At 57.7% G+C, this 12,036-nt stretch carries 10 protein-coding genes; 2 read left to right on the top strand and 8 right to left on the bottom strand.

Translation table 11 applies throughout. From position 1 onward, the window contains the following. Positions 1-86: 86 nt before the first annotated feature. The gene (locus AB5Y92_RS18650; RefSeq protein ID WP_058058307.1) at positions 87-2,186 is read right to left on the bottom strand and encodes a hypothetical protein; all 2,100 of its coding nucleotides are present in this window, start codon (positions 2,184-2,186) and stop codon (positions 87-89) included. Positions 2,187-2,629: 443 nt separating this feature from the next. On the opposite strand from AB5Y92_RS18650, the gene AB5Y92_RS18645 reads away from it, so the two are divergent. Next, positions 2,630-2,779: a hypothetical protein gene (locus AB5Y92_RS18645; RefSeq protein WP_005338159.1), complete on the top strand. Its 150-nt coding sequence runs from the start codon at positions 2,630-2,632 to the stop codon at positions 2,777-2,779. A 181-nt stretch (positions 2,780-2,960) separates the two neighbouring features. On the opposite strand, the gene AB5Y92_RS18640 is transcribed toward AB5Y92_RS18645, so the two are convergent. After that, entirely contained in the window at positions 2,961-3,737 is a 777-nt protein-coding gene (locus AB5Y92_RS18640) for a BPL-N domain-containing protein (RefSeq protein ID WP_368227360.1), read from the bottom strand. A gap of 340 nt (positions 3,738-4,077) precedes the next feature. Here AB5Y92_RS18640 and AB5Y92_RS18635 point away from each other — a divergent pair, with 340 nt between their 5' ends. Continuing rightward, the gene (locus AB5Y92_RS18635) at positions 4,078-4,611 is read left to right on the top strand and encodes a metal-dependent hydrolase (protein WP_368227358.1); all 534 of its coding nucleotides are present in this window, start codon (positions 4,078-4,080) and stop codon (positions 4,609-4,611) included. Between the two features lie 146 nt (positions 4,612-4,757). Here the strand turns inward: AB5Y92_RS18635 and AB5Y92_RS18630 are convergent, their stop codons facing one another. The 6 genes from AB5Y92_RS18630 to AB5Y92_RS18605 form a co-directional block, all read right to left on the bottom strand. Beyond that, positions 4,758-5,603 (bottom strand): hypothetical protein, encoded by an 846-nt coding sequence (locus tag AB5Y92_RS18630; RefSeq protein WP_128836191.1) that lies wholly within the window; start codon positions 5,601-5,603, stop codon positions 4,758-4,760. Between the two features lie 1,448 nt (positions 5,604-7,051). Beyond that, the gene (trpA, locus tag AB5Y92_RS18625) at positions 7,052-7,858 is read right to left on the bottom strand and encodes a tryptophan synthase subunit alpha (protein WP_236320338.1); all 807 of its coding nucleotides are present in this window, start codon (positions 7,856-7,858) and stop codon (positions 7,052-7,054) included. Then, positions 7,855-9,048, bottom strand: a complete 1,194-nt coding sequence (gene trpB, locus AB5Y92_RS18620) for a tryptophan synthase subunit beta (RefSeq protein WP_005302900.1) — start codon at positions 9,046-9,048, stop codon at positions 7,855-7,857. Before trpB ends, trpA begins: the two co-directional genes overlap by 4 nt. A 47-nt stretch (positions 9,049-9,095) precedes the next feature. Beyond that, complete coding sequence (trpCF, locus tag AB5Y92_RS18615; RefSeq protein WP_368227359.1) at positions 9,096-10,592, bottom strand: bifunctional indole-3-glycerol-phosphate synthase TrpC/phosphoribosylanthranilate isomerase TrpF; 1,497 nt, start codon at positions 10,590-10,592, stop codon at positions 9,096-9,098. Continuing rightward, entirely contained in the window at positions 10,592-11,620 is a 1,029-nt protein-coding gene (gene trpD, locus AB5Y92_RS18610; protein ID WP_368227357.1) for an anthranilate phosphoribosyltransferase, read from the bottom strand. The genes trpCF and trpD overlap by 1 nt, the downstream gene beginning before the upstream one ends. Positions 11,621-11,635: 15 nt before the next feature. Continuing rightward, positions 11,636-12,036 (bottom strand): gamma-glutamyl-gamma-aminobutyrate hydrolase family protein (locus AB5Y92_RS18605; RefSeq protein ID WP_368227356.1); only part of this gene is annotated, 401 nt, incomplete at its 5' end.

Raw genomic sequence — 12,036 nt, 5'->3', positions numbered from 1 at the left:
CCCTCTGATGAGATAAAACCACGCTGCGCCAGTAAAAAAAGCGCCCGCCCCATCTGGGGTGGGCGCTTTGCTTTATGGGCAGGGTGCTAGCGAGCGTTCGCTTCCCCCAGCCTTGGGTTGAGGGAGAGAATGCGGGTCTTGCTGACCCGGTGGCGATAGATTTCCCGCAGATAGAGCAGCGCCTTTTTCACCGATTCACGGCTGAGGCGAATATCGTTGATGGAGACGAACTTCTCTTTCTCGCGGATAAGCTCCCGATATTTCTTCTCATACATGGGCTTGATGGCGTACCAGTTGGTATCGAGGATCTTGGCCGGGTTCTCGAACTCGTTGAGCATGCTGTCGAGCAGTGTGTCGTTCCACTCCTCATTGCTGATCATCTCGATCACCGCCTTGTCCAGATGCTCATCGAAGCGATAGTGATCCTTGGCAAAGCAGCGCTTGATAAAGGCCACGATCAGGGTCAGGAAGTCATCGCTCAGGCAGGGGCTCTTGACGATCAGGGTGGTGAGGGAGATGTTGGCCGACGCCCCGATGACCAGCGCATAGCGCTTGAGGGTGGTATTGGGGAAGAGCCCGTTGAGGTGAGACTTGAGCCGGTTGAGATCCATGTAGGAGAGCTTGTACTCCTTGGGCAGGGAGATGATCGACACCACAGAGGAGCAGTTCTTGAAGAAGTGCAGCTCGTTGAGGTGGGCCGGGTCATGGCCACTTTTCACATAGTCGTCCAGATACTCCCGATAGTTGCCCGCCTCGATGGGCAGCAGACTGATCCCCTCGATGGCCTGGGTCATCTTGTTGAAATGGGGCAGCTCGATGGAACGGGTGAAGAGATCGTCCACATTAAGCCCATCCTCCTTGTCAAACAGGCCGCCGGGGGGCGAGATGGACTCGGCATACGCCACCGCCACCGGCCCCGCCAGACTCATAAAGAGGTCGTTGGCATCAAGCCGAATGGTTTCGCTGATATCGATGCCCGCCCGGCGAAAGTAGTTCTCGTCGTAGTCGGTGGTGACGGCCTGGGCGGTAAGAATGTTGAAGATCTGTTGGGAGATGTACTGGTTGGCGTACTTCTCCATGGTGTTGACATCAACATGCTGGATCTCGCCATCGTCGCTCTCTTCGGCGTAGCGCATGATGTCGTTGGAGATCAGCATCATGGCATTCCAGGGTCTGATCCGCTTGAGCATGCTGGCATCGCACGCCTGCTCGTTGTCGAAGTGATAGGAGAAGTCCCACTCCTCGGCCAGATACTTGCACAGCAAACGCCCCGCGTTGATGTGCAGCGCTTCCGAGATCTCGATACCCCGATCACAGATATTGGGCAGGATGCAGATGCCGCTGGTGAAGATGGGATCGAACATGAAGTGCTCCCCGAGGGAGAGGTGCTCCTCCTCTTCTGACGGGGGCGAAAAGGTCTTGCTCATGTAGGAGTACTGCTGGGCCAGCCCGAACTCGGAGGCCATGCCGGAGCCGGTGCCGCCCCCGGCACTGAAGATGTAGAAATAGAGGCGGGACTGGTTGGCCTTGATGCCGCAGGAGTCCACCAGATAGGTATGAATGGCTTGCCACTCGGAGTTGGCGAAGTAGTGGGGGCTCTTGTTGAGGATGATTTTGGCCAGATACTGACCCAGGATGGGGGCGTTACCCGCGCCTCCCGCGTGGATCTCCGACAAGTCCATCACCCGCATCTTGGCGTAGTCACGCAAGGAGCCACCTTCGCCGCTGCGATTGGAGTGGCGGATGCGGCCATCGATGTCCTTGTCCAGATCCCCCAGCATCACCATGGGCTCGATCAGAAAGACCGGCCGGGCCCCGTTGTTTGGCAGTCGCAGGTTGCGCCGGATCCAGCTAACCGGGCCAAACTCCTTCTCCCGCTTGCGCTGCTCTTCACTGTTGAACTCATTGAGATAAAAACTGCGGGCGTTGTAGACCAGCGAGGCCACATCCTGCGCGATGTTGGAGCCGCAGCGCCCCAGCCCCACCAGACAGACGGAGGGAAAGTTGTGGGGCACGGCGGCGCCCGTTTCACTCTCTCCGATGGCGGCAGGAAACACCGCATGGCGCAGCTGTTCCAGATTGGCGAGAATGCGGGCCAGATCCCCTTCGGTGTAGTAGAGGTAGCGGTTGCCTGCGTCCTGCTCATCATCCGTGCTGATAGGTAGCAGATCGATATGCTCGGTCATGAAAAAAGATCCCTCTTGGCGGCGAATGTATATAAATCAGCAGCTTTTGGACTGCCCGGTAACTCTAGATGATAAAAAGCGGGGGCGCGGTGAGAGGATGGCGAGAGTTGTGACTGTGTGATCATGGGCACAGCAACACCCCGGAAATCTGCTGGTCCCCCCCACTGGACGGATGGGGCAATTGCACCCCATTCCCCTGAAAAGGGGGATGACTGCACTCAATCATGTGTTGGCCGCGTGCCGGATCATCCCGCTCTGAGCAGCCAGTTTCCCTTGCGCTGGCGTGGTGGAATAAACACGAAAAAAATTTTTAGATTGGTTTTGGTACTTCCAATCGATTATTTGATTGGGCAGTAACGGCATTAGCGGTGTCAGATTAGGGGAGCAGGTTGGCCAACGCGCCGTCAGCCAGTCTTTACGCGGTCACACAAGGAGACACTCTGATGGAAACACTTGACCAGAAAATCGACACCATGCGAGAAGCATTTATGCAGCAAGAGCGCAAACAGGCCCACGACAAGTGGCAAGCCAGGGTCGAAGAGCTGCTACAGATACGGGGTGAGGAGAGACAACCGGAGGAGCAGGAAGAGTAGTGCTCGTTCCCGGGCGAAAGTTGAGGTAGCGAATCCTTCGTATCGGCTACCCGTTATCTACCACCGATAAAAAAACCACCGACCTTTGCTGGTCGGTGGTTTTTTTATGGATTGCTGCCGATTGGATGGCCTGGCTTCCGGGCCGAGCAATGGGAGCAAATCTAGGGGCGTAGGGATGCGCCTACTTCGAATGGGTAACGGGCTCTTCGGAGAGCAACTCGTTGACGAGTCCAACGGCTAAATGAATATTCGACTCCATCTTGTCGCCGTCCACCGCGTTTGCTTTCCATGATTCAGGGGCTTCTGGGTGTGGCCCGGAAACGGCCACCTTGCCTTTGCCATATGAGCTGATGAGCGCGGCAATCTGATGGTTTTGAAAGTGGGCGATAACCTTGACCTGCTCGGGGCTTGGCACCGGCGTAAATTGCGGGCCGGCCTGGTAATACATCTGGCGCACTTCACCAAGCCAGCTGATCGGGAAGATCCTGGCGCTAAAGTCGCCGTCATAATCATCGGATGTGGCAGGGACAAGGCCCAGCGCCGGTACAAAGCCCTCCTCCTCAGACCAGCCGGTGGATGCCACAAATGCACCCCCACAGATCCCGAGGTAGTGGCCACCGCTTAGCAAATAGGTTTTTAACGCCGAGCGCGCGTCCGCAGTGAAGGCGTTGAGGAGCGGCTCAACATCGTCCTCTGTGCCGCCAACGATAAACACCCTGGCATTATCGAGCTCTGCAGGCAGCGCTTCGAGATTGGAGAGATACCTCACAGGCAAGCCCACCTGCTTGACCACATCCGCAATCGCCTTCGTGCTATCCCCATCAGAAACCGGCCCGTTATAGATCAGCGCGTATGGCTCTTGTTGCGGCAGCGCAGAGGCGGCCTCTGCCATGCACCCTGTCATTAACCAAAGGCTGATAACGCTCGCAATCCGCATGACGCTTTTTGGTACATTCATCTTCATCGCTGCCACTTTCCCTGTGATGTGAACCGAAGAGACTACTTATCACGATCCCGTTCTGCATGTCAGCCGCAGTTAAATGAACATTTCAAGTTAACGTGCCAAGGCTGATTGGGCCTGCGTTCGACACACAACGAACGAGCCAATACAGAAGGGACAAACGACAGAAGCTCGGCCCCGGTGCAACAGCCGTTTTCATCACTTTCTGTGTGACGCCTCTTCTGGCTGATGGCTAAGGATTTGAGGGGGAATACAGCAACATAAGAGGGGGCACTTCACCTTCACTTCACCGAGCGGGGGTAAGGTAGGCCCACGTTTTCAGTTGGAGCTTTATGCTATGCCCACCATAGTTACCCACGCCGCCGTCCCTCTCTGTCTTGGACTGGGGCTTGGCAGCCGGATTATCCCGCCACGCCTGCTGTTGGCCGGGGTTGCTATCGCCATGCTGCCCGATGCCGATGTGCTCGCTTTCAAACTGGGGGTCGCCTACGGCCATGTCTTTGGCCACCGCGGCTTTACCCATTCCCTGCTGTTCGCCTTTGCCCTGCCCACGCTGGCCATGCTGTTTCACCGCCAATTTCGGGCCAGCGCCGCCACCATCTGGTCGTTTTTGCTGGTCTCTCTGCTTTCCCACAGCCTGCTCGATTCCCTCACTACCGGCGGCAAGGGGGTTGGCTTGCTCTGGCCGTGGCGTGACGAGCGTTTCTTCGCCCCCTGGCAGGTGATCCGGGTTGCCCCTTTCAAGCTGCAGGCTTATCTCACTGCCCGAGGGGAAGCGGTGATCCTCTCCGAGCTCTACTGGGTCTGGCTGCCGGGGGTTGTATTGATGCTGGTGTTGATGGGATGGCGGGTGTGGGGAAGAGAGCAGTAGGTGTGGGATTGGAAAGGTTGTTGGATATATCGAGGCGGAGAAAAAATAAAAACTTGGACACCCATCTTTTGTGTTCTGGCTATGCGGCAGCTTGCTCACAAGATGGATGTCCTAATTTTTATAGGAATTTAAACTGCTTTAAATATCTAGTTTGAATTCAGCAGTCGCTGATAAAGCATAGAGGTAGCTCTTGGTGTAAGACTTTCATAGTCATCAAGAAGATCTAGATTTTTCATGTCGATGATAGCTTGATCTGCAATGTTCTGACGGTTTTCCATGAACAATCGTTCAACTGCTCTACGAGTAAGTCTTCTATTTTCATTTTTATCTAATTTGTTAGCAATATAATCTTTTAATACATGGGTGACATAAGTCAAAACTGTGTTTTGATTTACTTCACTAAAAGAAGAGTTGCGGTCTGATTGCATTTTGCGCAACTCATTTTTTGCTCTTTCTAGTTCTTTATGTTTTTCCTCTAAGTTGGCAAAAAGTTCTTTTTTCTCATGCTCAGCAAGCTTTGCTTTTTCTGCAAGTTCTTCAATAAGCGCTCTTTGCTCTTGTTCTTTCCGTATAATTTCTTCCTCTTCACTCTTGACCTCTGAAGGGGTCGCTCCATAATGTGGAATTCTGTCAAGGCGATCGCGCACTCCTGAATAACCTTCATCCAAATGGCGAAGCTTCTCCCCAAATCCAGCTTCAATACGCCCCAGAATCTCAGACATGTCTTTGGTGAATTTATATGTATTATCATAAAACTGATTGCTTGCTTCATTAGCTTTAAAATAGAAGGCAACGGATAGTGCAACAGAAAACAATGCTAATACTAACGCCAAAAAGTCATTAAATGAAAAGCTGGCTAAGTCAATTTTCACTTCTGCACTAAGTAGTTTCCAGACGATGACCATCAATAAGCCAATTATTAATAAATCCCGAACTAATGGTAAAGAGAGGATACCCCTTGCTTTAGATTCACTATGGCTTGTTGATGACACTTGATAGCTCTCCGTCTTTCTTTAAAAATAAAATTCTTGCGAAAAAATGTGAAAATACTTGTATCTATCTACAACTACAAGCAATAAGAATACCGCCAGTAGAATCCTTAAACTATGATGTTTTGTCCAGATAAAACTTTGTTTTATCGAGCAAAGTCTTTATCAGTTATGTGGAGAAATGAACAAGCAGCAGATCCTACAACAGCTCAGCATCTTGGGTAGTGATGCCCAACCACTCCTGCGCCTGATAACTAATTTCACGGCCCTTGATACGGTCTTTCAGGCTGTGTTGGTGAATTGTGGCGAGGCGATTGGCCGAGCCGACAAACTTGACCCTGAGCTAGATGCTGGTTGCCTTGAGCCGCGGGGGCTAACCAGATGCTGAAACATCTTGCGGCGGATGGTGCCGCGCATTTTCGTCACCTCGTATGTTGGACTAAAAATCGTAGGTTGGTGCTGAACGAAGTGAAGCCCAATGTTTACCGCAAAATATATCTATCAATCTGTTTTTTGGATCTGCCACATCCATGTTTATCCCACTCTGGTTGGCGCAATGATGCTCGCCTGTTGGGCTTCTCTACGCTCTGCACCAACCTAAAAAAACCACGCTACCGCCCCTGAGTTTCAGCCCCCAGTTCGCTGCATTTCGCCTGCGAGATAGTAACAATCGCTTCCATAACGCTCTCCCACGAGATGGATTGTCGTTTGGCTATTTTAAGGGGCCGGATTGAGACATGGAAAGAGAAGATTGATAAAAATCTGAGCTGGTTCAACGAATTAGTGAGCAACAGCTGCTTTCAGTGGGTTCAGGGTTGGTAGAGAGTGCGGAAATAGCCTCACCCCAGCCCTCTCCCAAGGGGAGAGGGGGCTTGTTCACTGCTGCACAGTCGCCACAGGTGGGCACGGTTTTGATCCCCCTCTTATTCGCTGAGGCGAGTCCTTTTGTCCAGGCCGCGAGGCTGGACGCCGAGCGAGCGGCGTTGGGCCATGGACGGCCCATCGGCGCGTGCCGTTGGACAAGAGGATGAGCCGAAGGTACCCGACGTCAGTCGGGCGAATAAGCGGGGGAGAAGACCTTTGGTGACTTTGGGTCTTTCCAAAGTCACTCGCCTCAGCCCGAAGGGCGGGTGAAACCCCGTCGAGGGCAGCGCCCTCGTGGCCCATGCGGCGAAGCCGCATCAAGGGGCCAACCGCTGGTTCGGAAATCCGGCGAGAGTCTGTCGTCGTGGAGCGGACTATGTCTTGCGGTGCAATGCGCTGCGCTTATTGCACCCTACGGCAGTGCCGCTGCGTGGCGAAGCCACGTCACTATATCAACGTCGCGAACGTCTGATTACGCTTCGCTAATCAGACCTACAAGGGTGGCACTAACTAGGGATGGTGGATAACAAAAGGGAGCCAGCTTGGGCTCCCTTGCTTGTCATGGGGGTGGGCGTTTGACTGAACGCTTAGCGCAGGGTCGCAGCCTTCATCCCTTCCACAAACTCTTTCAGACGAGTGAGCATATGCTCCGGGTTCTGGTGGTGGGTCTCGATGATCTTCACCACGGCGGAGCCGGAGATGGCACCGGCGGCGCCAGCGGCGATGGCTTCACGCACCTGAGCCGGTTCGCTGATGCCAAAGCCGAGCAGGGCGGGGGGGGCGTTGAACTCGCGCAGGGTATTGATCAGCCCCTCCACCGGCATGCCGGCCTTGGTCTCTGCACCGGTGACACCGGCGCGGCTCACCAGATAGGTGTAGCCATTGCCGAGCTCCGCCACCTGTTTAAGGGTCTCGGCGTCGCCATTGGGCGGGGCGATAAAGATGCTGTCGATGCCGAACTTGTCGGCGGCCGCCTTGTAGGGGGCGCACATCTGCACCGGCACGTCGGCGACCAGCACTGAATCCACGCCTGCCTGCTGGCACTTCTCGTAGAAGCCGTCAATTTTGCGCACATAGACGAGATTCGCGTAGACCAGCAGGCCAATGGGCAGCTGCGGGTACTTGGCGCGGATGCGGCCGAGCAGCTCGAAGCAGTCATCCGGGGTAGTGTGGCTGGCAAAGGCGCGCAGGGCGGCGCCCTGAATGGTGGGGCCGTCCGCCACCGGATCGGAGAAGGGAATGCCGAGCTCGAGGGCATCGGCGCCCCCAGCGACCAGCGCATCGACGATGGCCAGAGAGAGTTCAGGAGTGGGGTCACCCAGCATCACGAACGGCACAAAGGCGCCCTGATTGGCTTCATCCAGACGGGAGAAGAGTTGTGCGTAACGGTTCATGACAAGGTTCCTTCTTTCTCGAAAATGTCTGCCACGGTGAAGATATCTTTGTCGCCACGGCCGGAGAGGTTGACGATGAGCACCTGCTCTTTTTCCGGTTCACTGCGGGCCATCTTGAGGGCGTGGGCCAGCGCGTGGGAGGACTCCAGTGCCGGTATGATCCCTTCGGATTTGGCCAGCTCCTGGAAGGCGTCCAGCGCCTCCTTGTCGGTCACCGAGGGGTACTCGGCGCGGCCGATGGCGGCCAGATGGGCGTGCTGCGGGCCGACGGAGGGGAAGTCGAGCCCCGCCGAGACGGAGTAGGACTCCTGAATCTGGCCCTGATTGTCCTGCATCAGGTAGGAGTGCATACCAAAGAAGACCCCCTTGCTGCCGTGACCGAGCGGCGCACCATGCTCGCCGCTCTCGATACCGTGACCACCCGGCTCGACGCCGATCAGGCGCACCGACGGCTCATCGATAAAGTCGGCAAACATGCCGATGGCATTGGAGCCGCCGCCGACGCAGGCGATCACAGCATCGGGCAGCCGCTCCTCCTTCTCGAAGCACTGGGCCTTGGCCTCTTCGCCGATCATCTTCTGGAACTCCCGCACGATAGTGGGGAAGGGGTGCGGACCGGCGGCGGTGCCGAGCAGGTAGTGGGCCGACTCGTAGTTGGCAGCCCAGTCGCGCAGCGCCTCGTTGCAGGCATCTTTCAGGGTGGACGAGCCGGAGTGCACCGGAATGACGGTGGCGCCCATCAGCTTCATGCGAAAGACGTTGGGCTTCTGGCGCTCACAATCCTTGGCACCCATATAGACCCGGCACTTGAGGCCGAGCAGGGCGCAGGCCAGGGCAGTGGCGACGCCGTGCTGACCGGCACCGGTCTCGGCGATGATCTCGCTCTTGCCCATCCGCTTGGCCAGCAGCGCCTGACCCAGCACCTGGTTGGTCTTGTGGGCACCGCCGTGCAGCAGGTCTTCACGCTTCAGATAGAGGCGGGTCTTGGTGCCCTTGGTCAGATTGCGGGTCAGGGTGAGCGGAGTCGGGCGACCGGCATACTCGGTCAGCAGGGTCTGAAATTCGGCGATAAAGGCCGGGTCATCCTTGGCATCGACGAAGGCCTTCTCCAGTTGGAGCAGGGCGGGGATGAGGATCTGGGGCACGTACATGCCGCCAAATTCACCAAAAAACGGGTTGAGCAGGGTCATGGCTTCTTCCTTGTATTAGCTAAATCGAAACATCGAAAAGGGTTGCGTTACAGGTCGCGCAGGGCGGCAAAGGCGGCCGCCAGCTTGTGCGCATCCTTCTGGCCCGGGGCATTCTCCACCCCGGAGTTGAAATCAAGGCCGAGGCAGCCCACTTGCGCCGCCTGCAGGGCGTTGTCGGGGTTAAGGCCGCCCGCCAGCATCAGTTTGCTCTTGTCGAGGGTGGCCAGCATGGCCCAGTCGAACGCCTGACCGGTGCCGCCGCTCTGGCTACCCACTTTGGTATCGAGCAGCAGGCGATCGGCCGGGTAGTCGAGGGCGGGCAGCGGCTCGCCGCTCGTTATTCCTACCGCCTTCCAGATCTGGCAGCCAGTCGGCAGCAGTGAGCGCAGCGTCTCGATATAGGCTGCATCCTCATCGCCATGGAGCTGCACCGCGGCGAGCCCCAGCGCCTCCACCGTCTTGACGATGGTGGCGGGCTGGGCGTTGCGAAATACCCCGACGTAAGAGAGCGGCGCGCCCGCCATCACGGCGCGGGCGGCAGGGATGTCTACATAGCGCGGGCTTTTGGAAACAAAGATAAGACCCCCAAATACCGCACCCGCCTGATGGGCGGCGGCGGCATCGTCGGCGCGGGTGAGGCCGCACACCTTGTTCTGGCCCAGTACCAGCTTGCGCACTGCTGCCTCCAGATCCGGCTCGGCCATCAGGGATGAGCCCACCAGGAAGCCCTTGGCATGGTGGCGCAGATCCGCCACCTGGGCGCGGTGGTTGATGCCGGATTCGCTGATCACCACCCGATCGGCCGGGATGTCAGCAGCCAGCTGTTTGGTGCGGGCGAGGTCGACGCTCAAGTCGCGCAGATCCCGGTTGTTGATGCCAATGACCGGTGCCCCCAGGGCGATGGCTCGGGCCAGCTCCTCCTCGTTGCTCACCTCGGTGAGCACGCCAAGGCCCAGCTCCTTGGCGATTGCGAACAGGGCACGATAGCCCTCGTCGGTGAGCACGGAGAGCATCAGCAGGATGGCATCCGCCTGATAGTGGCGGGCCAGATAGACCTGATAGGGGTCAATCATGAAATCCTTGCAGAGCACCGGCTGCTGAACACGGCTGCGCACCCGCGGCAAAAAGGCGAAATCCCCCTGAAAGAACTTCTCGTCGGTCAGCACCGAGATGGCGGTGGCGTATTTGCCATAGATGTCGGCGATGGCCTCCGGGCTGAAATCATTGCGGATCAAGCCCTTGGAGGGGGAGGCCTTCTTGCACTCCAGAATGAAGCGGGTGGAGCCTGCCTTGAGCGCCCCGACGAAATCCCGATCGCTTGGGGTCAGCGCGCTCTGGAAGCTCTCCAGCGGCTGGGCCAGCTTGCGGGCGGCAACCCACTCCTGCTTGGCCGCCACGATTTTGCCGAGAATGGTCTGGCTGATGGAGGCCATGTTCAGAAATGCATGGGGGGCAATAAGGTCTGACATCTCGTTATCCTTGCGAAACTCGCTCTTGCCCTGTGGGCGTTCTGAATTACTGCTGTGCGACATGGTGGCTGACATCATGCCTCCTGATGACCCGCTTCCTGATGGCTCAAAGTAGCCAGCCGGGCGGCGAGCTCAGCCGCTTTACCGCTCGCCAGCACCGCCAGCACCTCGGCCGCCGCGCTCTTGAGATCCTTCGCCTTGCCCGCCATCAGCAGCAGTGGCGTCACGTTGGCGGCGATGGCGGCGTTGTGGGCCGGGGTACCACGCCCTTCCAGAATGGCGGCGGTGATGGCGCGGTTCTCTTCAGGTTCCCCGCCCTGAATGGCGCTGACCGGATAGGTCTCGAGGCCAAAGTCAGCCGGGGTTAACAGAAACTCGCGGATCTCGCCGTCACGGATCTGGGCCACCTGGGTCGGGCCGTGGATGGCTATCTCGTCGAGCCCGGCGCCGTGCACCACCATACCGGTTTTCAGTCCCAGTGCCAGCAGGGTTTCGGCGATGGGGCGCACCAGCTCGGGGGCATAGACCCCCATCAGCTGATAGGTAGGGCGAGCGGGGTTGATGAGCGGCCCCAGCACATTGAACAGGGTGCGGGTCTTGAGGGCTTGGCGCACCGGCATGGCGTGGCGCACCCCGGCGTGGTACTGGGGGGCGAACAGGAAGCAGATGCCGAGCTCGTCCAGGCAGCGGCGCGCCTGCGCCGGGCTCATGTCGAGCTTGATGCCCATTTTGTCCAGCAGATCGCTCGAACCCGACTTGCTCGAGACCGAGCGGTTGCCGTGCTTGGCCACTTTCAGGCCGCAGGCGGCGGCGACCAGCGCCGAGGTGGTGGAGACGTTGATGGTGTTGAGGCCATCGCCACCGGTGCCGACGATGTCGCAAAATTCATAGTCCGGACGCGGGAAGTCACGCGCTTCTGCCAAGAGAGCCTCGGCGGCGCCGGCGATCTCCTCCGGGGTCTCTCCCTTGATCTTGAGGGCGGTCAGCAGGCTTGCGAGCACGATGGGGTCCACTTCGCCACGTACCACCTGACCGAAGGCGTCGCGGGTACTTTCACGGCTCAGAGAATGACCCTGATAGAGGGTGTTGAGATGTTGATGCATGTTGGTCTCCTTACCTTAACGCACGCTGCTTTCTGGACGGGTGATATGGGCGAGCGCCTGAGTCAGCAGACGGGCCCCTTCCGAGGTCATGATGGATTCCGGGTGGAACTGGAAACCCAGCACCCGCTCATCCTGCTGCTCGATAGCCATGGGCATGCCCTGATAGTGGGCAATCACCGTCAGCTCTTCCGGTACATAGGTGGCGACCAGCGAGTGGTAGCGGGCCACCGGCAGCGGGCTTGGCAGACCGGCGAAGGCGCCGTGGCCGTTGTGCTCAATCAGGGAACGCTTGCCGTGAACGATCTCGCCCGCCGCGCCGACGGTGCCGCCGTAGGCTTCGCACAGGGCCTGATGGCCGAGGCAGATGCCGAGGATGGGCACCTGACCACGGGCCAGCTTGATGAGGTCGATGAGGC

The organism is Aeromonas sp. R1-1, from assembly GCF_040908495.1.
In the GTDB taxonomy this organism is placed as follows: domain Bacteria; phylum Pseudomonadota; class Gammaproteobacteria; order Enterobacterales; family Aeromonadaceae; genus Aeromonas; species Aeromonas veronii.
The sequence above is the reverse complement of the archived record's forward strand: the minus strand, read 5'-3'. Positions and strand labels throughout refer to the sequence as shown.

What these genes read in the sequence shown, in the direction of transcription:
- AB5Y92_RS18640 (WP_368227360.1), bottom strand. Translation starts at nt 3,737, where the DNA reads ATGAATGTACCAAAAAGCGTCATGCGGATTGCGAGCGTTATCAGCCTT.
- AB5Y92_RS18645 (WP_005338159.1), top strand. Translation starts at nt 2,630, where the DNA reads ATGGAAACACTTGACCAGAAAATCGACACCATGCGAGAAGCATTTATG.
- trpB (WP_005302900.1), bottom strand. Translation starts at nt 9,048, where the DNA reads ATGACCCTGCTCAACCCGTTTTTTGGTGAATTTGGCGGCATGTACGTG.
- AB5Y92_RS18635 (WP_368227358.1), top strand. Translation starts at nt 4,078, where the DNA reads ATGCCCACCATAGTTACCCACGCCGCCGTCCCTCTCTGTCTTGGACTG.
- trpD (WP_368227357.1), bottom strand. Translation starts at nt 11,620, where the DNA reads ATGCATCAACATCTCAACACCCTCTATCAGGGTCATTCTCTGAGCCGT.
- trpCF (WP_368227359.1), bottom strand. Translation starts at nt 10,592, where the DNA reads ATGTCAGCCACCATGTCGCACAGCAGTAATTCAGAACGCCCACAGGGC.
- trpA (WP_236320338.1), bottom strand. Translation starts at nt 7,858, where the DNA reads ATGAACCGTTACGCACAACTCTTCTCCCGTCTGGATGAAGCCAATCAG.
- AB5Y92_RS18650 (WP_058058307.1), bottom strand. Translation starts at nt 2,186, where the DNA reads ATGACCGAGCATATCGATCTGCTACCTATCAGCACGGATGATGAGCAG.